Consider the following 25,872-nt stretch of genomic DNA (forward strand, 5'->3'; position numbering starts at 1 on the left):
TATGCCTGAGAAGGTCATTTCGCAGCGGAGCTCTACCTCATGCGCACAGGGATGTTTGCGCTCGCGCTCGGGCTGCTCTGCCTGGGCTTTCTCCCCGTATTGCCATCGGTCGGATGGCTACTTCTGCTGTTTGTCGGTGGTGTTGCCAGCCTGTTCACGCGGTTTTGGCCAGTGGGCTGTTTTTTGTTGGGCCTGTGCTGGGCGTGCGGGTCGGCCCAGCGAGCGCTGGATGATCGACTCGCGCCTGAACTTGATGGCCGCACGTTGTGGCTGGAGGGCAAGGTTGTCGGCCTGCCGAGCCGTACCGCGCATGGCGTGCGCTTCGAACTGGAACAGCCCCACTCACGGCGTGGCGAACTGCCGCGGCGTTTGCAACTGAGCTGGTTCAACGGGCCGGCTGTGCGTGCGGGCGAACAGTGGCGGTTGGCAGTGACCCTGCAGCGGCCTGCCGGGCTGCTCAACCCCCATGGGCCTGATCGAGAGGCACAGTTGCTGGCTCGGCGGGTGGGGGCTACTGGCACGGTCAAGGCCGGGCAGGTATTGAGCGCTGTCGCGGGCAGCTGGCGAGACCAACTGCGGCAACGGTTGTTGGCGGTCGAGGCCCATGGCCGGCAAACGGCGTTGGTGGCCTTGGTGCTGGGCGACGGTGCGGGCCTGGCCCGCGAGGACTGGCAGACGCTGCAGGCCACAGGCACGGTGCACCTGCTGGTGATTTCCGGGCAGCACATCGGCCTGGTGGCGGGTTTGCTCTATGGCCTGGTTGCCGGGTTGGCACGCTGGGGCCTGTGGCCCGCGCGGCTGCCCTGGCTGCCCTCGGCCTGCGGCCTGGCGATGGCCGCTGCGCTGGCCTACGGCTGGCTTGCCGGTGGCGGTGTGCCGGTGCAGCGGGCCTGCCTGATGCTGGCGGTAGTGTTGCTTTGGCGTCTGCGCTTTCGTCACCTTGGCGCGATGCTGCCATTGCTGCTGGCGCTGGTCGCGGTGCTGTTGTTCGAACCCTTGGCGGCGCTGTTACCGGGGTTCTGGCTGTCGTTTGCTGCCGTGGCGACCTTGATCTACTGCTTCAGTGCCCGCTTGGGCGGCTGGCGGCCCTGGCAGGCCTGGACGCGTGCGCAGTGGGTGATCGCCATCGGCTTGCTGCCGGTGCTGCTGGCCACTGGCTTGCCAGTGAGCCTGAGTGCGCCCCTGGCCAACTTGCTGGCGGTGCCGTGGGTCAGCCTTGCGGTGTTGCCGTTGGCTTTGCTGGGCACGCTGCTGTTGCCTGTGGCGGGTGTCGGCGAAGCGTTGCTGTGGCTGGCCGGGGGCTTGCTGGAGGTGCTGTTCAGCGTCTTGGCCCTGGCCGCGAGCTGGCGCCCGGCGTGGGTGTCGCCGGCCTTGCCGCTGTGGGCCTGGTTAGTGGTGTGCTTAGGTGCGCTGCTGGTGCTGCTACCCCGTGGCGTGCCCTTGCGGGGGTTGGGCGGGCTCATGCTGCTGGCGTTATGGGTGCCCCGCGAGTCGGTGCCCTTGGGGCAGGTAGAAGTCTGGCAGTTGGACGTCGGCCAGGGGCTCGCGGTGCTGCTGCGTACCCGCCATCACAGCCTGCTCTATGATGCCGGGCCAGCAAAAGGGGAGTACGACGCGGGGGAGCGGGTGGTGCTGCCGACCCTGCGCAAGTTGGGGGTAAACCGCCTGGATGCGATGCTGATCAGCCACGCCCATGCCGACCATGCCGGGGGCGCGCCGGCCATTGCGCAGGGCATGCCGGTCATGCGGGTGCTCGGTGGCGAGGCGCTGGAGGGCCTTGGGCTGCAGCCGTGTGTCACGGATGAGCAATGGGAGTGGGATGGCGTGCGCTTTTCCCTCTGGCATTGGGCTGAAGGGCAGAGCAGCAACGACCGCTCATGCGTGCTGCTGGTCGAGGCGCAAGGGGAGCGCTTGCTGTTGGCCGGCGATCTGGAAGCCGCTGCCGAACGGGCCTGGCTGGCGTCCACTGAAACACCCCGAATCGATTGGCTGCAGTCCCCGCACCATGGCAGTCGCAGCTCGTCCACCGAGGCATTCATCCGCGCCACGGCGCCACGTGGGGTGCTGATTTCGCGGGGGCGCAACAATGGTTTTGGGCATCCGCATGCCCAGGTGCTCGAGCGCTATCGGCGGCATGGGCTGGCGATTCATGATACAGCGGTGGAGGGTGCGTTGCGCTTGGTGCTGGGGGGGCAGGGTGACGTTGAGGGTGTGCGGGGGCAGCGGCGCTTCTGGCGTGAAGCGGGCAGTGGCTGATCTGGCCCTTTCGCGGGCTTGCCCGCGGAAGGGCCCGCCAAGGCAACCGAGAACCTAAGGTGGCAACTGGGTCCGGCCAATTCCCTGACCTTCGGCAGATGAGCCCCCGGCGGTCCTATGGTAGAGTGGCGGCCTTTTTCCGAAGGGGCGTTTACTGTGTGGGAATTGGTCAAGTCCGGTGGTTGGATGATGCTGCCGATCATTCTGAGTTCCATCGTTGCCATGGCTATCGTCGTCGAGCGCCTGTGGACCCTGCGCGCCAGTCGCGTGACCCCGCCACACCTGCTGGGCCAGGTCTGGATGTGGATCAAGGACAAGCAACTCACCAGTGACAAGCTCAAGGCCCTGCGCGCCGATTCGCCGCTGGGCGAAATCCTTGCCGCAGGCCTTGCCAACTCGCGCCATGGCCGCGAAATCATGAAAGAGTGCATCGAGGAGGCCGCATCGCGCGTCATCCACGAGCTGGAGCGCTATATCAGCACTCTTGGCACCATTGCCGCGATGGCCCCGTTGCTGGGCCTGCTGGGCACCGTGCTGGGCATGATCGACATTTTCAGCGCCTTCATGGGCTCGCAGATGACTGCCAACGCTGCCGTATTGGCCGGGGGTATTTCCAAGGCCCTGGTCACCACCGCAGCAGGCTTGATGATCGGTATCCCGGCGGTGTTCTTCCACCGTTTCCTGCTGCGCCGCATCGATGAGCTGGTGGTTGGCATGGAACAAGAGGCGATCAAACTGGTGGAAGTGATCCAGGGCGACCGTGAAGTCGAAGTGGCCGGAGGCAAGGCGTGAAGTTTCGGCGCAACCGCCAGCGGGAAAACGTCGACATCAACCTGGCGTCGCTGATCGACGTGGTGTTCGTCCTGTTGCTGTTCTTCGTGGTCACCACCACTTTCACCCGCGAGACGCAACTGCGCGTCGAACTGCCCGAGGCCGCCAGCGCCGAGCAGCCGCCGGCCGATGAGCGCAAGCTGGTGGAAGTCACCATCAGCGCCGAGGGCGTGTATTCGGTCAACAACAACCTGCTGCCCAAAAGCGACCTGGCCACCTTGAGCGAGGCCATCGAGCGTGAGTCGGGCGGTGATCACACGTTACCGCTGGCGATCAGCGCCGACGGCAAGACACCGCACCAGGCCGTGGTGACCGCGATGGATGCGGCCGGCAAGCTCGGTTTCAGCCAGTTGCGCATGACCACCGTCGAGGCAGCCCAGGGGACGCCTTGATGGCCTTTGCCGACCGTTTGCTCGCCGCCTGGTACGCCGGGCACCCGGCCCTGGCGCTGCTGCGCCCGCTTGAAGCCCTGTACCGCCGCGTGGTGACACGCAAGCGTGCGCGTTTTCTCAGCGGCGAAAGTGCCAGCTATCGCGCGCCGGTGCCGGTGATCGTGGTGGGCAACATTACCGTGGGTGGCACTGGCAAGACGCCGATGATCCTCTGGCTGATCGAGCATTGCCGCCGGCAGGGGCTCAAGGTCGGTGTGGTCAGCCGCGGTTATGGCGCCAAGCCAGCTCACCTGCCTTGGCGCGTTGAGGCCGACCACGCTGCCGACCAGGCTGGTGACGAGCCGCTGTTGATCGTCCAGCGCACGGGCGTACCGTTGATGATCGACCCCGACCGCTCGCGTGCGGTGCAGGCGCTGCTGGCCAGTGAGCCGCTTGACCTGGTCCTGTGCGATGACGGCATGCAGCACTACCGCCTGGCGCGAGACCTGGAGCTGGTGCTGATCGACGCCGCCCGCGGCCTGGGCAATGGCCGCTGCCTGCCCGCCGGGCCGCTGCGCGAGCCGGCCGAGCGCCTGCAAGAAGCCGACGCAGTGCTGTTCAACGGTGCCCGCGCCGACTCACCCGCGGGCTTTGCCTTCAGCTTGCAGCCCTCGGCACTGGTCAATGTGCGCAGCGGTGAGCGGCGAGGCGTGAATCTGTTCCCGCCTGGCCAGCGCCTGCACGCGGTGGCGGGCATCGGTAACCCGCAACGTTTCTTCAATACCCTGCAAGGACTAAACTGGCAGCCGGTGCCGCACCCGTTCGCCGACCACGCGCAGTTCAGCGCCGAGCGCCTGTCGTTCACGCCGCCGTTGCCGTTGGTGATGACCGAGAAAGATGCGGTCAAATGCCGTGCCTTCGCCGCTGACGACTGGTGGTACCTGGCCGTCGAGGCGCAGCCGTCGCCTGCCTTCAGCGCCTGGTTCGACAGCCAGTTGCAGCGCCTGCTGCTTGGGCACCCAACGCCCTGAGCCCCTTTTCAATTTCCGGCCACCTGGCCTCAAGGAAGCTTCCATGGACACCAAACTGCTCGATATCCTGGCCTGCCCGATCACCAAGGGCCCGCTTAAGCTCAGCGCCGACAAGACCGAGCTGATCAGCAAGGGCGCGGGCCTGGCTTACCCGATTCGCGACGGCATCCCGGTGATGCTGGAAAGCGAAGCGCGTACCTTGACCGACGATGAGCGCCTGGACAAATGAGCCTGGACTACACGGTAGTGATCCCCGCCCGCCTGCGCTCTTCGCGCCTGCCGGGCAAGCCGCTGGCGCTGATCGCCGGTAAGCCGATGGTCCAGCACGTGTGGGAGCAGGCGCGCAAGAGCGCGGCCAGCCGTGTGGTCATCGCCACGGATGACGCCAGCATCGTCGAGGCCTGCCAGGCATTTGGCGCCGAAGTGCTGCTGACCCGCGCCGACCACGAATCCGGTACCGACCGCCTGGCCGAAGTGGCAGCGCACCTCGGGCTGCCCGCCGACGCCATCGTGGTCAACGTGCAGGGCGACGAGCCGCTGATTCCGCCGGTGATCATCGACCAGGTGGCGGCCAACCTGGCGGCCCACCCGGAAGCCGGTATCGCGACCTTGGCCGAGCCGATCCACGAGCCACAGGTGGTGTTCAACCCTAATGCGGTCAAGGTGGTCTGCGACAAGAACGGCCTGGCCCTGAGCTTCAGCCGTGCGCCGCTGCCCTGGGCGCGTGATGCTTTCGCCGCCAACCGCGAGCAACTGCCGGAAGGCGTGCCTTATCGTCGCCACATCGGCATGTATGCCTACCGCGTGGGCTTCCTTCAGGACTTCGTCGGTTGGGGGCCGTGCTGGCTCGAGCAAACCGAGGCCCTGGAGCAGTTGCGTGCCTTGTGGCATGGCGTGCGCATTCATGTCGAAGACGCCCTCGAGGCACCCGCGGTGGGCGTCGATACCCCTGAAGACCTGGAGCGCGTACGGCGCTTGCTGGAGGCTTGATGCGCGTCCTGTTCGTTTGCCTGGGCAACATCTGTCGCTCGCCTACCGCCGAAGGCGTACTGCGCCATCAGTTGCAGGCCGCGGGGCTTGCCGAGCAGGTGCACGTGGCGTCTGCCGGTACCGGTGACTGGCATGTCGGCAAGGCGCCCGACAGCCGCACTTGCAAGGCCGCCATGGTGCGGGGTTACGACCTTTCGCAGCAGCGCGCCCAGCAGGTCAATGTGGCCCACTTTGCCGAGTACGACCTGATCCTGGCCATGGACGAAAGCAACTTGAGCCATTTGCGTGCCATGCGCCCGCAGTCTGCGCCCGGCGAGCTCGACCTGTTCCTGCGCCGCTATGGCGCGAAGCTGGATGAAGTGCCAGACCCGTACTACGGCGGCGCGGAGGGTTTCGAGCAGGTCCTGGACCTGATTGAGGAAGCGTGCAGAGCGTTGGTCGTGGAAATCAAGGGGCGGTTATGACAGCGCTGTGGCAGGAGCACGTTTCGCTCAAGCCTTACAACACCTTTGGCATTGACGTCAGGGCCCGGCATTTCAGCCAGGTGCATGATGACGACGAGGTGCGTGAGGCGCTGGCCGAAGCGCACCGCCGAGGCGTGCCGGTGCTGGTCATTGGCGGTGGCAGCAACCTGCTGCTGACCGGTGATGTCGACGCGTTGGTGCTGCACATGGCCAGCCGTGGCCGCCGCGTGCTCAGCGATGACGGTGAGCGCGTTGTGGTCGAAGCCGAGGCGGGCGAGCCCTGGCACCCGTTCGTGCAGTGGACGCTGGCACAAGGTTTTTGCGGGCTGGAGAACCTCAGCCTGATCCCGGGCACGGTAGGCGCTGCGCCCATGCAGAACGTGGGCGCTTATGGCGTCGAGATCAAGAGCGTGTTCGCCGGCTTGACCGCGCTGGACCGTCAGACCGGCGAGCTGCGTGACTTTGGGCTGGAAGAATGCGCCTTTGGCTACCGCGACAGCCTGTTCAAGCGTAACCCTGGGCGCTGGCTGATCTTGCGCGTGCGCTTCAGGCTGACCCATACACTACAAGCCCACCTGGACTATGGCCCTGTGCGCCAGCGTTTGGTGGAGCAGGGCGTAGCGCAGCCGAGTGCGCAGGCGATCAGTGATGCCATCTGCAGCATTCGCCGCGAGAAGTTGCCGGACCCCGCCGAGTTGGGCAATGCCGGCAGCTTTTTCAAGAACCCAGTGGTGTCTGCCGCGCTTGTCGAGCGTATACGGGGGCAGTTCCCGGGTGTCGTGGCTTATCTCCAGGCCGATGGCCAGGTGAAGCTGGCGGCAGGGTGGTTGATCGAACAGGCGGGGTGGAAGGGCTATCGCGATGGCGATGCCGGCGTGCATCGGTTGCAGTCGTTGGTGCTGGTCAATTATGGCCAGGCGAGCGGGGCGCAGCTGCATGACCTGGCGCGGCGGATTCAGGCAGATATCCACGAACGATTCGGGGTTGAGCTGGAGATGGAGCCTAACCTGTACTGAGGCGTGCTGTAGGGGCAGCCTTGTGCTGCGAAGAGGCCGGTGACAACGCCATCGATCTTCGCTGCGGCTACTGGCCTCTTCGCAGCGCAAGGCTGCTCCTACCTGGTTCGGGTTGAGGCCTTAAATAGAGGCAAGCAAGAAAAAGCCCCGCCAGTTTGCACTGGCGGGGCTTTTTCATTCAGCCTTGGCTATCAGCCGTGATGAGGTTTGTGCTCATCAGCGGTTTCCAGGGCAGTTTCCTGCGTCGATGCAGCAGCTTCCTGCGCGGCTTTAGCCGCAGCCTCGGCTTCACGCTTGCGGCGACGCACTTCACGTGGGTCGTTAGGCGCGCGGCCGTTTGCCAGCATCACAGTGGCGGTTTCGACCGCCGCAGGTGCTTCGACCGGTGCAGGCTCTACCGCAACTGGAGCAGGCTCAACGACTACTTCAGGCTGGGCTTCGGCAACCGGAGCAGGTGCTTCGATGACCGGTGCTTGTTCGATGAAGGCTGGGGCCTTTTCGATTTCACCGGCTTCGACCGCGGCAGCTTCCGCTGGGGCTTCGGCAACCACTGCAGGTTCGGCCGCAGGGGCTTCTTCCACGACCGGCTGTGGCGCAACTTCAACCACAGGTTCGGCAGTCGCTTCCACCACTACGGGTTCGCTGACAGGTTGTTCGACCACCGGAGCAATGGTGACTTCCTCGGCCTGTGCAACGGCTTCGACCTGCTCGGCGGGCTTGGCGGCTTCGCGGGTGTCGGTTTCGGCGACTTCAGCGGTGGCGCGCTCGGCCTGCTGATTGGCTTGGGCTTCGGCATCGGCACTGATGCTGCTGCTGGCAACAGCCGCGGTCACAGCCAGGCCGGCAGCCAGTTCGGCACCCAGCTCGCTGGCCTGGTGCTGTTGTGGCTGCTCTTCGCTGCCGTCGTCTTCGCTACCTTCGATCAGCTCACCGTTGGCATTGCGTTGACGCTCGCGACGGTTGCTGCGACGACGCTGACCGCGGGAACGGCGGCGCGGACGCTCGCCATCGGCGCCTTCCTGCTCGTCTTGCAGCAGTTCTTCGTTCGGCAGTTGCTCTTCGGCAAGCTCTGCAGTCTGCTCGGTGGCTTCTTCGCTGGCACGTGGCTGACGCTCTTCACGCGGTGGGCGTGGGGCACGCTCTTCACGTGGGGCACGTTCTTCGCGAGGTGCGCGTTCTTCGCGCGGGGCACGCTCTTCACGCGGAGCACGTTCTTCACGTGGTGCGCGCTCTTCGCGAGGGGCACGTTCTTCACGCGGTGCACGCTCTTCGCGAGGGGCGCGTTCTTCACGGGCTACACGCTCTTCACGTGGCTGGCGCTCTTCACGGGCAGCGGGTGCCGGCGTGGCTTCCAGCGGCTCGCGCAGTTCGCGTACCGGGCGTTCTTCGCGGTTGCCACGACGGTCTTCGCGAGGCTGACGTGGTTGGCGCTCTTCGCGCGGTGCACGCTCTTCACGCGGGGCACGTTCTTCACGTGGCGCGCGTTCTTCGCGAGGCTGACGCTCTTCGCGTGGGGCGCGCTCGGCACGCTCTTCGCGTGGCTTGCGCTCTTCATCGCGGCGGCCGTTACGGTTGCGGGTCTGCTGGCGGCCGTTGCGACGCTCTTCGTTGCGTGGGGTGCGTTCAGCAGCTGGTTTTTCGGCTGTGACGGCCGGTGCGGCGACCGGTTCGTCCTTGCCGGCGAACAGGCTCACCAGCGACTTGACCAGGCCTTTGAACAGGCTTGGCTCTGGGGCGCTTGGCGCTGGGGCTACCGGTGCGGCAGGCTGCTGCGGCTCTTCGACAGTGCTCGGCACTGGCGCGTTGGCGCGGGCCGGGGCAGTCTTCACCGCAGCTTCCTGGCGAACCAGGGTGCGGGTGGCGGTCGGCTGCGGCGCTTCTTCGGTTTCGGTGGCGGCGATCTCGTAGCTGGACAGGTTGTTCAGCACTTCAGGGTTGTCGTCGCGCAGGCGCTGGACTTCGAAGTGCGGGGTTTCCAGGTGATCGTTCGGCAGGATGATGATGCGTGCACGGGTGCGCAGTTCGATCTTGGTGATCGAGTTGCGTTTCTCGTTCAGCAGGAAAGCAGCGACCGGGATCGGCACCTGGGCGCGCACTTCGGCAGTGCGGTCCTTCAGCGCTTCTTCCTCGATCAGGCGCAGGATGGCCAGCGACAGCGACTCGACGTCACGGATGATGCCGGTACCCGAGCAGCGTGGGCAGACGATGCCGCTGCTTTCGCCCAGCGATGGGCGCAGGCGCTGACGGGACATTTCCAGCAGGCCGAAGCGCGAGATGCGGCCAACCTGAACGCGGGCGCGGTCGGCCTCAAGGCACTCACGCACACGCTCTTCGACGGCGCGCTGGTTCTTGGCCGGGGTCATGTCGATGAAGTCGATGACGATCAGGCCGCCGATATCACGCAGACGCAGTTGGCGGGCGATTTCTTCGGCCGCTTCCAGGTTGGTCTGCAGGGCGGTTTCCTCGATGTCGCTGCCTTTGGTGGCGCGCGCCGAGTTGATGTCGATGGAGACCAGGGCCTCGGTCGGGTCGATCACGATCGAACCGCCGGACGGCAGGTCGACGACGCGCTGGAAGGCGGTCTCGATCTGGCTTTCGATCTGGAAGCGGTTGAACAGCGGGACGCTGTCTTCGTACAGCTTGACCTTGCTGGCGTACTGCGGCATCACCTGGCGGATGAAGGTCAGGGCTTCTTCCTGGGCGTCCATGCTGTCGATCAGCACTTCGCCGATGTCCTGGCGCAGGTAGTCGCGGATGGCGCGGATGATGACGTTGCTTTCCTGGTAGATCAGGAATGGCGCGGCGCGGTCAAGGGAGGCTTCCTTGATGGCGGTCCACAGCTGCAGCAGGTAGTCGAGGTCCCATTGCATTTCTTCGCTGCTGCGGCCAAGGCCGGCAGTGCGCACGATCAGGCCCATGTCGCCCGGCACGGTCAGGCCGTTCAGGGCTTCGCGCAGTTCGTTGCGCTCTTCGCCTTCGATGCGGCGGGAGATGCCACCAGCGCGTGGGTTGTTGGGCATCAGCACCAGGTAGCGGCCGGCCAGGCTGATGAAGGTGGTGAGGGCGGCGCCTTTGTTGCCGCGCTCTTCCTTCTCGACCTGGACGATGACTTCCTGGCCTTCGCTGAGGACGTCCTTGATGTTGACGCGGCCTTCGGGGGACTTCTTGAAGTACTCGCGGGAGATTTCTTTCAGCGGCAGGAAGCCGTGACGTTCGGAGCCGAAGTCGACGAAGGCGGCTTCGAGGCTAGGTTCGATGCGGGTGATCTTGCCTTTGTAGATGTTGGCCTTTTTCTGCTCACGGGCGCCGGACTCGATGTCCAGGTCGTAGAGGCGTTGGCCGTCCACCAGGGCTACACGCAACTCTTCGGGTTGAGTTGCGTTAATCAGCATTCTTTTCATGTTGTACCGTCGGTTTCCGGGCTGCCGGAAACGGCGTTCGGCACACACGACGTCTCATGGTCGGTGCCAAGGTGCGCAAAGGGTGGCGGGGCCACCCCCGTGTCGAGCGACGTTCGGCACCAGCCGGTTGCCCAGCCTGCCGTTGTCACGACGACGCGTCCTGTTTGCTGCGGTGCCTACCAGGCCCTTGTGGCTTTCGAATAGGTATCCGAATCAACCCAGCGGGCCAAGTGCACTCAGTCAGGAGGAGGAATCAACCTTCAGCCGTGGACGCCCGGAGGCATCTGTTTCAGGACCTTATCCGCTCGCCGCCCATGTCAGTGGGCCGGTGGCCGGACGCGGTGCTACACGGTCCGAGGGCTGTGCATCTCCACCCTGCACGTATCCCTGATAATTCGGGTGCTGCCGCGCGCTGAATCCGCAACGGGTTGCATTTTTCGCCAGCGCGGGTTCCGCGCTGGCGCCATTCATGTCCAAGGCAGGTATTTCCGAAGCATTCGCCGTGCGTTGCGTGGAAGCGACGAGGCGGGCAGAGGTGCAGCGAAAAGAATCGGGTAAGCAGGTGAAACACCGCACTTGTCGTTTTTTTTCGGTCTTCTCTACACAGCGCTGGTGGCGATTCCAGGCAATTCGGTAAACTGGCGAAAACCCCGTAGGACGGCCTCGCGTCCTGGAGAATTGCGAAGGTCAGGGACCGGCGAAGAGCCTGGTGCCGCTGGCCTGCCGCTTTTGGCGGCGTTCGCGACTATAGCAGCAATGATTAAGTGCTTCAATTCCATAAAAAATTGTTATGATCCCTTGATGACGACCAATACCCCTCCGACTTCCGGCGTTCAGCTGATCGAAGTCGCGCCGGAGCTTGCCGGCCAACGCATCGACAATTTCCTCATCACGGCCCTCAAGGGCGTGCCCAAGACGCTTGTCTACCGCATCCTGCGTAAGGGTGAAGTGCGGGTCAACAAGGGGCGCGTCAAGCCTGAGTACAAGATTCAGGCCGGCGATATCGTGCGGGTGCCGCCCGTCCGCTTGCCCGAGCGTGATGCGCCTGCGCCGGTGGCGCAAGGCCTGTTGCAGCGCCTGGAAGCGGCGATTGTCTATGAAGACAAAGCGCTGATTGTGATGAACAAGCCGGCCGGTATCGCCGTGCATGGCGGCAGTGGCCTGAGCTTCGGTGTGATCGAGGCGCTTCGCCAACTGCGCCCGGACGCCAAGGAACTTGAACTGGTGCACCGCCTGGACCGCGACACGTCCGGCCTGCTGATGATCGCCAAGAAGCGCAGCATGCTGCGCCACCTGCATGCCGCGTTGCGCGGCGACGGTGTCGACAAGCGCTACATGGCCTTGGTGCGCGGCCATTGGCCGACCGCCAAGAAGCAGGTCAACGCACCGTTGCTCAAGAGCAACCTGCGTTCTGGCGAGCGTATGGTCGAGGTCAATGACGAGGGCAAGGAAGCGCTGACCCTGTTCCGCGTGCTGCGCCGTTTTGGCGAGTTCGCGACCATTGTCGAGGCGCGCCCGATCACCGGTCGTACTCACCAGATTCGTGTGCACACCTTGCATGCTGGGCACATGATCGCAGGCGACAGCAAGTACGGCGATGAAGACTTCAGCCGCGAAATCCGCGAGCTGGGCGGCAAGCGCTTGTTCCTGCATGCCTACGCCCTGACTGTGCCGCTGCCTGACGGCGGTGAGCTCAAGCTCGAGGCGCCGGTGGATGAGGTGTGGGCTAAGACGGTTGAGCGTTTGAGTGCGTCCTGAGCTATGAAAAAGCCGTATGAACTGCTGATTTTCGACTGGGATGGCACGCTGGCCGATTCCATCGGCCGCATCGTCGAGGCCATGAATGCCGCCGCTGAGCGTGCCGGTGAGGCGCCAAGCCACGAAGAGGCGGTCAAGGGCATCATCGGCCTGGCCCTGGGCGAGGCGATCCATACCCTGTACCCGCACCTGACGCCGGCAGCGCTCGAGCGCTTCCGGCAGCACTATGCCGACATCTACATGGCGCTCGATCAGCAGCCCTCGCCGTTGTTCGAGGGCGTGGTCGAATCGCTGGATGCCTTCCGTGCCGAGGGTTACCGACTGGCGGTGGCGACCGGCAAGGCGCGTCGCGGCTTGGATCGGGTGCTCAAGGCCAATGGCTGGGAGCAGTTCTTCGACATTACCCGTGCTGCCGACGAGACCCGTGGCAAGCCGCACCCGCTGATGCTCGAGGAAATTCTCGGCCATTGTGGTGTCGAACCAGGACGTGCGCTGATGGTTGGCGATTCGGCGTTCGACCTGCAGATGGCCAGCAATGCTGGCATGCATTCGGTGGCTGTCGGGTATGGCGCGATGTCGTTGCAGGCATTGGCCGAATTCGGCCCGCAGCTGTGCATCGATCATTTTTCCCAGTTGCGTGAGTGGCTGGGCCGTTCCGCGTAATTTCACGCCCAAGGCAGGTAAGCATGGCAGACGAATGGAAAGCCCCTGAGTCCGAACCCGAGGAGCGCGAAGAGCGCAAGAGCTGGAAGCTGTTGGAGAAGACCCTGCTGGCGGGCGTCCAGGAGCAGCGTCGCGCACGGCGCTGGGGGATCTTCTTCAAGCTGCTGACCTTCGTCTACCTGTTCGGCATGCTGGTGCTGTTCACGCCGCTGATGGACATGGACAAGGCGGCTTCGCGCAGTGCCAGCCATACAGCGCTGATCGAAGTGCGAGGCGTGATCGCCGACCAGGAGGCTGCCAGTGCCGATAACCTCGTCAAGAGCCTGCGTGAGGCGTTCAAGGACGCCAAGACCAAGGCGGTGGTGCTGCGCATCAACAGCCCAGGTGGCAGCCCGGTGCAGGCGGGTTATGTCTATGACGAGATTCGTCGCCTGCGTGCCGAGTACCCGGCCATCAAACTGTATGCGGTAATTACCGACCTGGGCGCTTCCGGTGCTTACTACATTGCCAGTGCGGCGGACGAGATCTATGCCGACAAGGCTAGCCTGGTCGGCTCCATCGGGGTGACGGCAGCGGGTTACGGGTTTGTCGGGTCGATGGAGAAGCTTGGGGTCGAGCGGCGTACCTACACGGCAGGCGAGCACAAGGCCTTCCTGGACCCGTTCTCGCCAGAAAAGCCGGAAGAGCGGGCGTTCTGGCAGGGTGTGCTGAACACCACGCACCAGCAGTTCATCGCCATGGTCAAACAGGGGCGGGGTGACCGCCTGAAAGACAAAGAGCACCCGGAGCTGTTCAGTGGCCTGATCTGGACTGGCGAGCAGGCCAAAGCGCTGGGCCTGGTGGACGGCCTGGGCAGTGCCAGCTATGTCGCGCGGGAGATTGTCGGCGAAAAGGAATTGGTGGATTTCACGGTCGAGGAATCGCCGTTTGATCGCTTCTCGAAGCGGCTGGGCGCCAGCGTGGCGGAGCATCTGGCGATGTACATGGGGTTCCAGGGGCCGTCGTTGCGTTGAGGGTTCGCCGTAACAGTTTTGGTGCCTGTGAGATCAAGCGCCGCGCGGGCGGCGCTCGATCTCACAGGCGCCACAAATGTTGAGCCTAAGGTATCTCCACCCCTTCCTTCATCAGCATATCCACCAGCCGAATCAGCGGCAGCCCCACCAGGCTGGTTGCATCGCACCCGTGCGTGCTTTGGAACAGGCTCACCCCCAGTCCCTCCGCCTTGAAGCTCCCGGCGCAATCCAGTGGCTGCTCTGCCGTCACGTAGCGCTCGACCCGTTTGCTGTCCAATTCACGCATGGTGACGGTAAAGGGCACGCAATCGACCTGGCAGTGCCCCGTGGCGCTGTTCAGCAGTGCCAGCCCGGTCAGAAAGGTCACCTGCTGCCCACTCGCCTCCAGCAGTTGCTCGCAGGCGCGGGCAAAGGTGTGTGGCTTGCCCAGAATCTGCTCGCCCAGTACAGCGACCTGATCAGAGCCGATGATCAGGTGCCCTGGGTGGGTGGCTGCCAGTGCCTCAGCCTTTTGCCTGGCCAGGCGCCGTACCAGCTCCACGGCAGGCTCGTCACCCAGCCGCTGCTCGTCTATATCGGGGCTTGCGCAGGTGAATGGCAGGCGCAGGCGGGCGAGCAGTTCGCGTCGATAAGGGGAGCTGGAAGCCAGTAATAAGGGAAGCATGGTAGACTCCTGGTCAGTTGAACCAAATTCTAACATGCAACATGCCGCCTAATTTCCTTTGACAGGTGCGGGGGGCATCCCTAGAATGCTGCGCCTATGTTGAATGACCCGATTCCACCTCACGTTGACCCGCGCAAATTAGCCGATCGTGGCGTAACCCTTAACGGTTCGCTGCAACTCGCTGATTTGGAAAGACTCTGCGACCCGCTTTCCGACAATGTCGGTACGGTGCAGGCGAAGTTAAATTTTGAACGAGATGAACAGCACGTGGTGGTTATCCACAGCGAGCTCGACGTCGAGGTCAAGATGGTTTGCCAGCGTTGTCTTGAGCTGGTCACCCTGCCGATCCACAGCGAATGTACTTACGCCGTGGTGAAGGAGGGTGCGAATACCCAGTCGTTGCCGAAAGGCTATGACGTGCTGGAACTGGGCGAAGATCCATTGGATCTGCAGGCGCTGGTCGAGGAGGAGCTTCTGCTCGCCTTGCCAATCGTGCCTGCTCATCATCCGGAAGAATGCCAGCAGCCGGCGGGCGCAGACGAGCCCGATTCGAGCAAGGACGAGGTATCGCGGTCCAACCCGTTCAGTGTTTTGGCGCAGTTAAAGCGTGACCCAAACGTTTAGGAGTTAATCAATTATGGCTGTTCAGCAGAACAAAAAATCCCGCTCTGCCCGTGACATGCGCCGTTCGCACGACGCCCTGTCGGAAAACGCGCTGTCGGTAGAGAAAACCACCGGTGAAGTTCACCTGCGCCACCACGTATCGCCAGAAGGCGTATACCGTGGTCGCAAAGTGGTCGACAAGGGCGCTGACGAGTAATCCTTGTCCGCTCAGATCATCGCGATCGACGCAATGGGCGGGGACTTCGGTCCCCGCAGCATTGTCCAGGCTAGCATTGCCTGCCTTTCGGCTACTCCCTCGCTGCACCTGACCCTCGTCGGTCAACCCTCCCTCCTTGAAGATCTTGTCAGCGGCCTTGCGGCGGCGGATCGCGCGCGCCTGCAGATTGTCGCGGCCAGCGAGGTGATTGGTATGGACGAACGGCCATCCCAGGCGTTGCGTGGCAAACCGGATTCGTCGATGCGCATTGCGCTCGAACTGGTGCGTGACGGCAAGGCCCAGGCCTGCGTGAGTGCCGGCAATACTGGGGCGCTGATGGCGTTGTCGCGTTTCGTGCTCAAAACCCTGCCGGGTATCGATCGGCCAGCCATGGTGGCGGCGATCCCGACCCAGGCGGGGTACTGCCAGTTGCTCGACCTGGGCGCCAATGTCGATTGCAGTGCCGAGAACCTCTTCCAGTTCGCCGTGATGGGCTCGGTGGCCGCCCAGGCGCTGGGTGTGCATCGGCCGCGCGTGGCGCTGTTGAATATCGGCACCGAGGACATCAAAGGCAACCAGCAGGTCAAGCTGGCGGCCACCTTGCTGCAGAACGCCCGTGGGCTTAACTATGTGGGCTTCGTCGAAGGCGATGGCCTGTATCGCGGCGAGGCTGACGTGGTGGTGTGTGACGGTTTTGTCGGCAACATCCTGCTCAAATCCAGCGAGGGCCTGGCGACGATGATCGCTGCGCGCACCGAGAAGCTGTTCAAGGGTGGCGTGTTGTCGCGCGCCGCCGGCGCGCTGGCCATGCCATTGCTCAAGCGCCTGCAGGCCGACCTGGCACCGGCGCGGCACAACGGTGCGAGTTTCCTGGGTTTGCAGGGGATCGTCATCAAGAGTCACGGTTCGGCAGGGGTGCAGGGCTTTCAGAGTGCGATTCAGCGGGCGCTGATCGAGATTCAGGAAAACCTGCCGCAGCGGCTGCATGGCCGCCTTGAAGACCTGTTGCCTTAGGCAATTCGCCGATGAAGTGCTTAAATGTGACCGCTTGGTCCGCGTCTCCATCCAAGTTTTCAGATTCCGCGTCAGGCTGATGCCCGGCGCACCCTATCCGACGACAAGATCATAAGGGCTTGTTCAATGTCTGCATCCCTCGCATTCGTCTTTCCCGGTCAAGGTTCCCAGTCGCTCGGCATGCTCAAAGAATTGGGCGCCGAAAAGCCGGTGATCGTTGAGACCTTCAAGGAGGCCTCCGAGGCTCTGGGCTATGACCTGTGGAAGCTGGTCCAGGAAGGCCCGGAAGAACAACTCAACCAAACCGACAAGACCCAGCCGGCCATCCTCACTGCCTCGATCGCCCTGTGGCGCCTGTGGCTGGAAGAGGGCGGCGCGCAGCCGGCGTTCGTTTCCGGCCACAGCTTGGGTGAATACAGCGCCTTGGTTGCCGCTGGCAGCCTGTCGCTCAAAGATGCAGTGAAGCTGGTCAAGCGCCGTGGCGAACTGATGCAGGAGGCCGTGCCTGCCGGTCACGGCGCCATGGCTGCGATTCTCGGCCTGGACGACGCCGTGGTGGTCGATATCTGTGCCAAGGCCGCCGAAGATGAAGTGGTCAGCGCGGTGAACTTCAACTCGCCAGGCCAGGTCGTGATCGCGGGCAACAAGGCTGCCGTGGACCGTGCCATGGCGCTGTGCAAAGAGGCCGGTGCCAAGCGCGCCCTGCCGCTGGCGGTCAGCGTGCCGTCGCACTGCGCCTTGATGAAGCCGGCTGCCGAGCGTTTTGCCGAATCGGTCAACGCCATTGAATGGAAGGCCCCGCAGATCCCGGTGGTGCAGAACGTCACCGCCGCTATCGCCGCCGACCTCGATGCGCTCAAGCATGACCTGCTGGCACAGCTTTACCAGCCTGTGCGCTGGGTCGAGTGCGTGCAGACCCTGGCCGCCAATGGCGCGGTCAACCTGGTCGAGTGCGGCCCGGGCAAAGTCCTCGCCGGCCTCAACAAGCGTTGCGCCGACGGTGTCACCACCTACAACCTCAATACCCCTGACGCCGTCGCCGCCACCCGTGCGGCGCTGGCCTGAATTGGAGAAGCTTGCATGAGCCTGCAAGGTAAAGTTGCACTGGTCACCGGCGCTAGCCGTGGCATCGGCCAGGCCATTGCCCTCGAACTGGGCCGCCAGGGCGCGACCGTGATCGGCACCGCCACGTCGGCTTCCGGCGCCGAGCGCATTGCCGCCACCCTCAAAGAGCACGGCATCGCCGGCACCGGCATGGAGCTGAACGTGACCAGCGCCGAGTCCGTGGAAGCGGTGCTGGGTGCCATCAGCGCACAGTTTGGTGCGCCGACCATCCTGGTCAACAACGCCGGCATCACCCGCGACAACCTCATGCTGCGCATGAAGGACGACGAGTGGTTCGATGTGATCGACACCAACCTGAACAGCCTCTACCGTCTGTCCAAGGGCGTGCTGCGCGGCATGACCAAGGCGCGTTGGGGTCGTATCATCAGCATCGGCTCGGTTGTCGGTGCCATGGGTAACGCCGGCCAGGCCAACTACGCGGCGGCCAAGGCCGGCCTCGAAGGCTTCAGCCGCGCCCTGGCGCGTGAAGTGGGCTCGCGTGGTATCACCGTCAACTCGGTGACCCCGGGCTTCATCGACACCGACATGACTCGCGAGCTGCCAGAAGCGCAGCGCGAAGCCCTGCAGACCCAGATTCCGCTGGGCCGCCTGGGCCAGGCCGAGGAAATCGCCAAGGTGGTTTCCTTCCTGGCCTCCGACGGCGCAGCCTATGTAACCGGCGCTACTGTGCCGGTCAACGGCGGGATGTACATGTAACAACTGCAACTCAATGTGACGGATTTCGTAAAAAAAGAGTCATACTGCGAGCCTAAAATCCGTTATAAAGCTGCAACCAGATTCCAGGCAGCGGGTGCGGTGACTAATCCGAAGGTGCGTTTAGCTTGAAAAGCGAACGTCTTTCTATAAAATTGGTCACCGGCCAGCTGCCTGACATATGTCCATTAGGAGTGAAAACTAGGTATGAGCACCATCGAAGAACGCGTCAAGAAAATCGTCGCCGAGCAACTGGGCGTCAAGGAAGAGGAAGTGACCAACGAGAAGTCCTTCGTCGATGACCTGGGTGCCGATTCGCTTGACACCGTTGAGCTGGTGATGGCTCTGGAAGAGGAATTCGAGACCGAGATTCCTGACGAAGAAGCCGAGAAGATCACTACCGTTCAAGCCGCTATCGACTACGTCAACAGCCACAAGGCCTAAGACGCAGTAGTCGACGCTTCTTGTCGGGAAAAACCGCACTGCCTTTGCTGGCGTGCGGTTTTTTCTTTGCGAGCCCCCTGCCTTTAGCTCAAGGGTATCGTTCACCGCGCACCGAGAGCCTGTTGTCATTCCATTCCATCGTATGAATGCAATGCCAAGAGACTCTGTTATTAGAAAAGGAGAGTACTGTGTCGCGTAGACGCGTCGTGGTCACCGGTATGGGTATGCTGTCGCCACTGGGTACCGATGTACCGAGCACCTGGCAGGGCATTCTGGCTGGCCGCAGTGGCATCGGTCCGATCGAGCATACGGACCTGTCTGCCTACTCCACCCGTTTCGGCGGCTCGGTGAAAGGCTTTGAGGTCGAACAGTACCTGTCGGCTAAAGAGGCCCGCAAACTTGACCTGTTCATCCAGTACGGCCTGGCGGCCGGGTTCCAGGCCGTGCGTAATGCGGGCCTGGAGGTCAACGACAGCAACCGTGAACGCATTGGCGTGGCCATGGGTTCGGGCATTGGTGGCCTGACCAACATCGAAGAAACCAGCCGGACCCTGCACGAGCAGGGCCCGCGGCGTATTTCGCCGTTCTTCGTGCCGGGTTCGATCATCAACATGATCTCCGGTTTCCTGTCGATCCACCTGGGGTTGCAGGGCCCGAACTACGCCATTGCCACCGCCTGCACCACGGGCACCCACTGCATCGGCATGGCCGCGCGCAACATCGCGTACGGTGAAGCCGACGTGATGATCGCCGGTGGCGCCGAAATGGCCGCCTGCGGCTTGGGCATGGGCGGCTTCGGTGCTTCGCGTGCGCTGTCGACCCGCAACGATGAGCCAAGCCGTGCCAGCCGTCCTTGGGACAAAGGCCGTGATGGTTTCGTGCTGTCTGACGGTGCCGGTGCCCTGGTGCTCGAAGAGCTCGAGCACGCCAAGGCCCGTGGCGCGACCATTTATGCTGAGCTGGTCGGTTTCGGCATGAGCGGCGACGCTTACCACATGACCTCGCCACCCGATACCGGCGAAGGCGCTGCCCGTTGCATGGCCAATGCCTTGCGCGATGCGGGTATCCAGCCTGAAGAGGTCAGCTACATCAACGCCCACGGCACTTCGACCCCGGCCGGCGATATCGCCGAAGTGGCGGCGATCAAGCGTGTGTTCGGTGAGCATGCCTACAAGCTCGCGGTCAGCTCGACCAAGTCGATGACAGGCCACCTGCTGGGTGCTGCCGGCGCGGTGGAGGCGATCTTCAGTGTGCTGGCGATCAACAGCCAGATGGCGCCGCCGACCATCAACCTGGACGAGCCGGACGAAGGGTGTGACCTGGACTTCGTGCCGCACCAGGCGCGCAGCATGCCGATCGATGTGGTGCTGTCCAACTCGTTCGGCTTTGGTGGCACCAACGGCTCGCTGGTGTTCCGCCGGTTCGCCGGTTGATGCACAGCTGGGTCGACGGCCAGCCGGCGGATGCAGTCAACCTGCAAAACCGCGGCCTGGCATACGGCGATGGTCTGTTCGAGACCATCGCCGTGCGCGGTGGCCGGCCCAGTTTGCTGGCGGGCCACCTCGCACGCTTGGCGCTGGGTTGCCAGCGCCTGGCAATCGACGTCGACCTGGCGTTGGTTGAAGACGAGCTCCTGCGTTACGCCAACCAGCTCGGTGATGGCGTCGCCAAACTCATCCTGACCCGTGGCGACAGCCAGCGCGGCTATGCCCCGGTTGCCGGTGCCGCGCCACGGCGCATCCTTCAGGGCAGCCCACTGCCCAGCTATCCTGCCGAGCATGCCGAGCGTGGCGTGCGTTTGTTCCCGTGCCAGACCCGGCTTGGGGAACAACCGCTGCTGGCCGGGCTCAAACACCTCAATCGCCTGGAGCAGGTGCTGGCGCGTGCCGAATGGCAGGACAGCGAGCATGCCGAAGGCCTCATGCGAGATGGGCAGGGCAGGGTGGTCGAAGGGGTGTACAGCAATCTTTTCCTGGTGCGTGACGGCGTGCTACTGACCGCAGACCTCAGCCGATGCGGCGTGGCTGGGGTGATGCGTGCCGCGTTGTTGCAGCAGGCCCAGGCGCTGGCCATTCCCGTCCAGGTTCGTGACCTGGCATTCGATGAACTGCAGCAGGCGGATGAAGTATTCGTTTGCAACAGTGTCTATGGGATCTGGCCCGTACGGGGAATTGCCGCGCTGAACTGGTCGCCAGGCCCACTCACCCGTAAACTGCAGGCCGTTGCCCGTACGTTACTGGATACCTGAATTCGTGAGACGCAAATTCCTGCTGCTGCTGGAAATGGGGTTGATCCTGGCTGGCCTGGCATTCGGCTGGTCGGCCTGGAAGGTCAACTCGGTCCTGGAGCAGCCCTTGCACGTGACGCAGGAGCGCCTGCTCGATGTGCCCAATGGCACCAACCCCAACCGCATGTTCTACCGCATGCAGAGCGAGGGGTTGCTCGATGACGCCTTTTGGCTGCGGCTTTACTGGCGCTTCAACATGGCCGGTACGCCCCTGCACACCGGTGAGTACCGCCTGACCCCGGGCATGACGGTCGAGCAGTTGTTCGATGCGTGGCGCCGCGGCGATGTCGTGCAGTACAACCTGACCCTGGTCGAAGGCTGGACCTTCCGCCAGGTGCGCTCGGCGATCGCCAAGCACGAAAAGCTCAAGCACACGCTGGACGGCCTGACCGACGCCGAGGTCATGGACAAGCTTGGCCACACTGGGGTGTTCCCTGAAGGCCGCTTCTTCCCGGACACCTATCGTTTCGTGCGTGGCATGAGCGACATCGAATTGTTGCAGCAAGCCTACATGCGCCTGGACGAAGTGCTGGCCAAAGAGTGGTCGGAACGCACCACCGACCTGCCTTATCGCGACCCCTACCAGGCGCTGATCATGGCCTCGCTGGTGGAGAAGGAAACCGGCATCCCGCAAGAGCGTGGGCAGATTGCCGGCGTGTTCGTGCGGCGCTTGCGCCTGGGCATGATGCTGCAGACCGACCCGACAGTGATCTATGGCATGGGCGAGCGCTACAACGGCAAAATTACCCGCGCCGACCTGCGTGAGCCAACGCCCTATAACACCTACACCATTACCGGCCTGCCGCCGACGCCTATCGCCATGGTCGGCCGTGAGGCGATTCACGCTGCGCTCAATCCGTCCGATGGCACCAGCTTGTATTTCGTCGCTCGCGGCGATGGCAGCCACGTGTTCTCCGACGACCTGGACGATCACAACTCGGCGGTGCGCGAGTTCCAGCTCAAGCGGCGGGCGGATTACCGCTCCAGCCCGGCTCCGCAGGCCCAGCCGGGTGCGGGGGAGGCCGTGGAGCCCGAGGCGCCCGCAGTGGACCAGCCGACTGCGCAGCCTGAGCCCGATGAGGCGCCCGCGCAGGATGCTGCCCCGGCCAGCGACCCTGCCCCCGTCGATGCACCGGCCACTGCGCCGGCGCCCGACGAACAACATTAAGGACTGCCTGTGAGCGGCTTGTTTATTACTCTGGAAGGCCCCGAAGGCGCGGGCAAAAGCACCAACCGTGAATACCTGGCGGCGCGCCTGCGCGAGCAAGGCCTGGATGTGTTGCTGACCCGCGAGCCGGGCGGTACGCCGCTGGCCGAGAAGGTGCGTGAACTGTTGCTGGCACCCAGCGATGAAACCATGGCGGCCGATACCGAGCTGTTGCTGGTGTTCGCTGCGCGCGCCCAGCACCTGGCGCAGGTGATCCGTCCTGCGCTGGCCCGCGGCGCCGTGGTGTTATGTGACCGGTTTACCGATGCCACCTACGCCTATCAGGGTGGTGGTCGCGGGTTATCCGTCGAGCGTATCGCCACCTTGGAGCAATTCGTCCAGGGCGACCTGCGCCCTGACCTGACACTCGTATTCGACCTGCCGGTCGAAGTCGGCCTCGCCCGCGCTGCAGCGCGTGGCCGCCTGGACCGTTTCGAGCAGGAAGGCCAGGCGTTCTTCGAGGCCGTGCGCCAAGCCTACCTGCAGCGTGCCCATCGTGAGCCGCAGCGCTATAGCCTGCTGGACGCCGCGCAACCGCTGGAGGCCGTGCAGCGCGCCATCGATGCGCTGCTACCGGGTATTCTGGAGCGTTGCCGTGGCTGAAGCCTACCCCTGGCAGCAGGCCATCTGGCAGCAGCTAGCCGGTCGCAGCCAGCACGCCCACGCCTATTTGCTGCATGGGCCGCAAGGCATTGGCAAGCGGGCCCTGGCCGAGCGGCTGATGGCGCGCCTGCTGTGTCAGCAGCCGCAGGGTTTGGATGCTTGCGGTAGCTGCAAGTCCTGCTTGCTGCTCAAGGCCGGTAGCCACCCGGACAACTACGTACTGGAGCCCGAAGAGGCCGACAAGCCGATCAAGGTCGACCAGGTGCGCGAGTTGGTGGCTTTCGTGGTGCAGACTGCGCAGTTGGGTGGGCGCAAAGTCGTGTTGATCGAGCCGGTCGAGGCAATGAACATCAACGCTTCCAACGCCCTGCTCAAAAGCCTTGAAGAGCCCTCCGGCGACACCGTTCTGCTGTTGGTCACGCACCAGCCCAGTCGCCTGTTGCCGACCATCAAGAGCCGTTGCCAGCAGGTCGCTTGCCCGCAGCCCAGCCTGGCCCAGAGCCAAGCCTGGCTTGCCCATGCGCTGGCCGACAGCGATGAAGCCGAGCGCGATGAGTTGCTGACCCTGGCCGCTGGTTCGCCATTGATGGCGGTGAGCTTGCAGGCGCAGGGCGTGCGCGAGCAGCGTGCGCTGGTCACCGACGGGGTGAAGAAACTGCTCAAGCAGCAGCAATCGCCCAGTCAGTTGGCAGAGGCTTGGAATGGCGTACCGTTGTTGCTGTTGTTCGACTGGTTCTGCGACTGGTCGCACCTGATCCTGCGCTATCAGTTGACCCAGGACGAAGAAGGGTTAGGCTTGGCCGATATGCGCAAGGTTGTGCAGTACCTGGCGCAAAAAAGCCGCCAGGCCAACGTGCTTCAGGTGCAGGCGTGGATCCTGGAACAGCGCCAGAAGGTGCTGGGCAAGGCTAACCTGAACCGCGCCCTGCTGCTCGAAGCGCTGCTGGCGCACTGGCAGCAGTTGCCAGGCGCCCGCTGACTTTCCCTTTTTTCATGTGTGCCGTTATCCCATGCTCGTAGATTCCCATTGCCACCTTGACCGTCTTGACCTGAGCGCCCACCAGGGCTCCCTCGATGCCGCTCTGCAAGCCGCGCGAGAGCGCGGGGTGGGGCACTTCCTGTGCATTGGCGTCAGCGCCGAGAACGCTGGTGCGGTCAAAGCGCTGACTGAACGGTACGCCGATGTCGATTGTTCGGTGGGGGTGCACCCGCTCGACCTGGCACCGGGCGAAACCCCGGCGTTGGAGTGGCTGTTGCGTGAGTTGGCGCATCCGCATGTGGTGGCGATCGGTGAAACTGGCCTGGACTACCACTACGAGCCGGAAGCCGCCGAGTTGCAGCAGGCATCGTTTCGCCTGCACTTGGAGGCCTCGCGCCAGACCGGCAAGCCGGTGATCGTGCATACCCGTGCTGCGCGGGCCGACACCCTGGCGCTGCTGCGCGAGGCGAACCTGCCCCAGGCCGGTGTGCTGCACTGCTTCACCGAAGACTGGGACATGGCCAAGGCGGCGCTGGACCTGGGCTACTACATCTCGTTGTCGGGCATCGTCACCTTCCGCAATGCCGATGCCTTGCGTGAGGTGGCGCGCCAGGTGCCTGTCGACCGCCTGCTGGTGGAGACCGATTCGCCGTACCTGGCACCGATTCCGCACCGGGGCAAGCCTAACCTGCCGCAGTATGTGCGTGAGGTGGCCGAATACGTCGCCTCGTTGCGAGGGGCCAGTTATGAGCAGTTGGCGGAGCAGACCACCGCCAACTTCAAGCGGTTGTTCCCGCTGGCTCGCGTGGCCGGGTAGCGCGACAGGCAAAAAAAACCCGGGTTCTGGGGGAGGGAATCCGGGTTAAGACCATTAGGAGTAAAACAAAGGTACGCGGTCCCTGAGCACCTTTATCGGCGCGCCACTTGGGGGGGATGCGCCGCGCCAACACTTCAAGTATTGGTCAGGTTTGGCGCAGTGCCAGTGGCTGTTGGTCGTTTTTTAAACAGATTTGGAATACGCCCGCGTTCCGTTGCACTCTCAGTGCATGGCCAGGCGCCGCACCTGCTGAACAGTTTCGTCGATCAGCTGCTCACTGGTATAGAAATGCGGTGAAAATCGCACACTGCCGCCGCGCAAGGCGCAAATTGTGCGCTCGGCCATCAACGCCTTGTAGATTTGCGCGCTGGCCTGCCCTTTGATACTGAATGTGACGATGCCCGCCCGCCTGTCTGGGTGAGCCGGGGTGTGCAGCACAACATCGGGCACTGAAGCCAAGCCTTCATACAGCTGGGCCACGCGCTGCTGCAATTGCTGCGCGACCGTGCCGATACCGACCTCCTCCAGCAGCGACAGGCTTGCCTCCAGCGCATGGGCGCCGAGCATGTTCGGGCTGCCACACTCGAAACGCCGCGCGCTGTGAGCGGGCTGCCATTGGCGTCGGTCGAAGTCGCCCAGGTGTTCCAGCATGTGCCAGCCATAGGCATTGAGTTCAAGTTGCGGGCGTAGCGCGGCGCGGCAATAGAACATCCCCAGCCCCTCAGGGCCGAGCATCCACTTATGGCCATCGGCCACGGCAAAATCACACTGAATGCGTTGCACGTCGAAGGGCAGGGCGCCTACCTGCTGAATGGCATCGACGCAGAACAGTACATTACGCGCCCGGCAACCTTCACCCAGACGGGCCAGGTCCAGGCGCAGGCCGCTGCCGAACTGCACCGCACTGACCGCCAATAGCCGGGTGCGCGGGCCGCAGGCTGTCAGCAAGGTGGCTTCGGGGTCTGGGCCGGCCAGGCTGGCTTCGATCACCTGCACGCCACGGTCGGCCAACGCCTCCCACACCACGCGGTTGGACGGGAACTCCTCGTCGCTGATCACCACCTGGTCGCCCGTTGCCCAGTCTAGCCCAAAGGCGACTAGCGACAGCCCTTCGGAGGTGTTCTTCACCAAGGCGATATCGCCAGACGAGGGCGCATGAATAAGCCGCGCCAGCCGCCCGCGCAGGCGTCGCTCGGTGGCCAGCCAGGATGGGTACTCGCTGGCACCTAGGCAAACGTTGTCGCGGGCGAAGCGGGCCACTGCCTCGGCAGCCCGGCGTGGCCAGGGGGCGATGGCGGCGTGGTTCAGGTAGCGCAGCCCGGGGGCATGGTCGAACTCATCGTGAAACATAGACATGGTTGGATGATCCGTGCAATTTCCCGCAAGTTAGGCATAATAAACCGCTTCGATTGTCATCCAGTCCTT

At 63.8% G+C, this 25,872-nt stretch carries 26 protein-coding genes; 23 read left to right on the plus strand and 3 right to left on the minus strand.

Features of this window, described 5'->3' with window-relative positions:
- The first annotated feature begins 39 nt into the window (after positions 1 to 39).
- The 8 genes from MFF34_RS20660 to murB all read left to right on the plus strand — a co-directional run bounded on the left by MFF34_RS20660 (position 40) and on the right by murB (position 6,959).
- A complete protein-coding gene (locus tag MFF34_RS20660) occupies positions 40 to 2,256 on the plus strand; it encodes a DNA internalization-related competence protein ComEC/Rec2 (protein WP_238216178.1) in 2,217 nt (738 codons plus the stop codon).
- A gap of 156 nt (positions 2,257 to 2,412) precedes the next feature.
- Entirely contained in the window at positions 2,413 to 3,048 is a 636-nt protein-coding gene (locus MFF34_RS20665) for a MotA/TolQ/ExbB proton channel family protein (protein ID WP_027596066.1), read from the plus strand.
- The gene (locus MFF34_RS20670) at positions 3,045 to 3,479 is read left to right on the plus strand and encodes a biopolymer transporter ExbD (RefSeq protein WP_027596067.1); all 435 of its coding nucleotides are present in this window, start codon (positions 3,045 to 3,047) and stop codon (positions 3,477 to 3,479) included. Before MFF34_RS20665 ends, MFF34_RS20670 begins: the two co-directional genes overlap by 4 nt.
- A complete protein-coding gene (lpxK, locus tag MFF34_RS20675) occupies positions 3,479 to 4,489 on the plus strand; it encodes a tetraacyldisaccharide 4'-kinase (protein ID WP_238216180.1) in 1,011 nt (336 codons plus the stop codon). The genes MFF34_RS20670 and lpxK overlap by 1 nt, the downstream gene beginning before the upstream one ends.
- Before the next feature lie 43 nt (positions 4,490 to 4,532).
- Positions 4,533 to 4,718, plus strand: coding sequence for a Trm112 family protein (locus MFF34_RS20680; protein ID WP_003247142.1), 186 nt, complete (start codon positions 4,533 to 4,535; stop codon positions 4,716 to 4,718).
- Positions 4,715 to 5,479: a 3-deoxy-manno-octulosonate cytidylyltransferase gene (gene kdsB, locus MFF34_RS20685; RefSeq protein WP_099453299.1), complete on the plus strand. Its 765-nt coding sequence runs from the start codon at positions 4,715 to 4,717 to the stop codon at positions 5,477 to 5,479. Before MFF34_RS20680 ends, kdsB begins: the two co-directional genes overlap by 4 nt.
- Positions 5,479 to 5,943 carry a low molecular weight protein-tyrosine-phosphatase gene (locus tag MFF34_RS20690; protein WP_238216182.1) on the plus strand — a complete coding sequence of 155 codons (465 nt, stop codon included), beginning with the start codon at positions 5,479 to 5,481 and terminating at the stop codon, positions 5,941 to 5,943. Before kdsB ends, MFF34_RS20690 begins: the two co-directional genes overlap by 1 nt.
- A complete protein-coding gene (gene murB / locus MFF34_RS20695) occupies positions 5,940 to 6,959 on the plus strand; it encodes a UDP-N-acetylmuramate dehydrogenase (protein WP_238216184.1) in 1,020 nt (339 codons plus the stop codon). Before MFF34_RS20690 ends, murB begins: the two co-directional genes overlap by 4 nt.
- Positions 6,960 to 7,150: 191 nt before the next feature.
- Here the strand turns inward: murB and rne are convergent, their stop codons facing one another.
- Positions 7,151 to 10,360 (minus strand): ribonuclease E, encoded by a 3,210-nt coding sequence (gene rne, locus MFF34_RS20700; RefSeq protein WP_238216186.1) that lies wholly within the window; start codon positions 10,358 to 10,360, stop codon positions 7,151 to 7,153.
- Positions 10,361 to 11,161: 801 nt separating this feature from the next.
- Between rne and rluC the strand changes: the two genes are divergently transcribed.
- Genes rluC through sppA form a run of 3 tightly spaced genes read left to right on the plus strand, consistent with a single transcriptional unit; the run spans position 11,162 to position 13,794 of the window.
- Complete coding sequence (gene rluC, locus MFF34_RS20705; RefSeq protein WP_027596073.1) at positions 11,162 to 12,118, plus strand: 23S rRNA pseudouridine(955/2504/2580) synthase RluC; 957 nt, start codon at positions 11,162 to 11,164, stop codon at positions 12,116 to 12,118.
- A 3-nt stretch (positions 12,119 to 12,121) separates the two neighbouring features.
- Entirely contained in the window at positions 12,122 to 12,781 is a 660-nt protein-coding gene (locus MFF34_RS20710) for an HAD family hydrolase (protein WP_027596074.1), read from the plus strand.
- Positions 12,782 to 12,804: 23 nt separating this feature from the next.
- Complete coding sequence (sppA, locus tag MFF34_RS20715) at positions 12,805 to 13,794, plus strand: signal peptide peptidase SppA (protein WP_027596075.1); 990 nt, start codon at positions 12,805 to 12,807, stop codon at positions 13,792 to 13,794.
- Positions 13,795 to 13,879: 85 nt separating this feature from the next.
- Here the strand turns inward: sppA and MFF34_RS20720 are convergent, their stop codons facing one another.
- Positions 13,880 to 14,458 carry a nucleoside triphosphate pyrophosphatase gene (locus MFF34_RS20720; RefSeq protein WP_238216188.1) on the minus strand — a complete coding sequence of 193 codons (579 nt, stop codon included), beginning with the start codon at positions 14,456 to 14,458 and terminating at the stop codon, positions 13,880 to 13,882.
- 96 nt (positions 14,459 to 14,554) lie between these two features.
- Here MFF34_RS20720 and MFF34_RS20725 point away from each other — a divergent pair, with 96 nt between their 5' ends.
- From MFF34_RS20725 to MFF34_RS20780, 12 genes are all read left to right on the plus strand, one after another.
- The gene (locus MFF34_RS20725) at positions 14,555 to 15,082 is read left to right on the plus strand and encodes a YceD family protein (RefSeq protein WP_027596077.1); all 528 of its coding nucleotides are present in this window, start codon (positions 14,555 to 14,557) and stop codon (positions 15,080 to 15,082) included.
- Between the two features lie 13 nt (positions 15,083 to 15,095).
- On the plus strand, positions 15,096 to 15,278 hold the full coding sequence (rpmF, locus tag MFF34_RS20730; protein WP_003247154.1) for a 50S ribosomal protein L32: 183 nt from the start codon (positions 15,096 to 15,098) through the stop codon (positions 15,276 to 15,278).
- Between the two features lie 3 nt (positions 15,279 to 15,281).
- Positions 15,282 to 16,292: a phosphate acyltransferase PlsX gene (plsX, locus tag MFF34_RS20735; protein WP_283236627.1), complete on the plus strand. Its 1,011-nt coding sequence runs from the start codon at positions 15,282 to 15,284 to the stop codon at positions 16,290 to 16,292.
- A gap of 126 nt (positions 16,293 to 16,418) precedes the next feature.
- Positions 16,419 to 17,357: an ACP S-malonyltransferase gene (gene fabD, locus MFF34_RS20740; protein WP_099430111.1), complete on the plus strand. Its 939-nt coding sequence runs from the start codon at positions 16,419 to 16,421 to the stop codon at positions 17,355 to 17,357.
- Positions 17,358 to 17,372: 15 nt separating this feature from the next.
- Positions 17,373 to 18,113: a 3-oxoacyl-ACP reductase FabG gene (fabG, locus tag MFF34_RS20745; RefSeq protein ID WP_027596080.1), complete on the plus strand. Its 741-nt coding sequence runs from the start codon at positions 17,373 to 17,375 to the stop codon at positions 18,111 to 18,113.
- 204 nt (positions 18,114 to 18,317) lie between these two features.
- A complete protein-coding gene (acpP, locus tag MFF34_RS20750) occupies positions 18,318 to 18,554 on the plus strand; it encodes an acyl carrier protein (protein ID WP_008096410.1) in 237 nt (78 codons plus the stop codon).
- A gap of 188 nt (positions 18,555 to 18,742) precedes the next feature.
- On the plus strand, positions 18,743 to 19,987 hold the full coding sequence (fabF, locus tag MFF34_RS20755; protein ID WP_027596081.1) for a beta-ketoacyl-ACP synthase II: 1,245 nt from the start codon (positions 18,743 to 18,745) through the stop codon (positions 19,985 to 19,987).
- On the plus strand, positions 19,987 to 20,802 hold the full coding sequence (pabC, locus tag MFF34_RS20760) for an aminodeoxychorismate lyase (protein ID WP_238216190.1): 816 nt from the start codon (positions 19,987 to 19,989) through the stop codon (positions 20,800 to 20,802). Before fabF ends, pabC begins: the two co-directional genes overlap by 1 nt.
- Positions 20,803 to 20,806: 4 nt before the next feature.
- A complete protein-coding gene (gene mltG / locus MFF34_RS20765; protein ID WP_238216191.1) occupies positions 20,807 to 22,009 on the plus strand; it encodes an endolytic transglycosylase MltG in 1,203 nt (400 codons plus the stop codon).
- A 9-nt stretch (positions 22,010 to 22,018) separates the two neighbouring features.
- Positions 22,019 to 22,651: a dTMP kinase gene (tmk, locus tag MFF34_RS20770; protein ID WP_099430108.1), complete on the plus strand. Its 633-nt coding sequence runs from the start codon at positions 22,019 to 22,021 to the stop codon at positions 22,649 to 22,651.
- A complete protein-coding gene (locus MFF34_RS20775) occupies positions 22,644 to 23,630 on the plus strand; it encodes a DNA polymerase III subunit delta' (protein WP_099453311.1) in 987 nt (328 codons plus the stop codon). Before tmk ends, MFF34_RS20775 begins: the two co-directional genes overlap by 8 nt.
- A gap of 31 nt (positions 23,631 to 23,661) precedes the next feature.
- Entirely contained in the window at positions 23,662 to 24,447 is a 786-nt protein-coding gene (locus MFF34_RS20780; protein WP_238216193.1) for a TatD family hydrolase, read from the plus strand.
- Positions 24,448 to 24,669: 222 nt separating this feature from the next.
- On the opposite strand, the gene MFF34_RS20785 is transcribed toward MFF34_RS20780, so the two are convergent.
- A complete protein-coding gene (locus MFF34_RS20785; protein WP_238216195.1) occupies positions 24,670 to 25,803 on the minus strand; it encodes an aminotransferase class V-fold PLP-dependent enzyme in 1,134 nt (377 codons plus the stop codon).
- Positions 25,804 to 25,872: the final 69 nt, after the last annotated feature.

Origin of the sequence: Pseudomonas sp. PAGU 2196, assembly GCF_022179005.1 — a bacterium.
Classification (GTDB): domain Bacteria; phylum Pseudomonadota; class Gammaproteobacteria; order Pseudomonadales; family Pseudomonadaceae; genus Aquipseudomonas; species Aquipseudomonas kermanshahensis.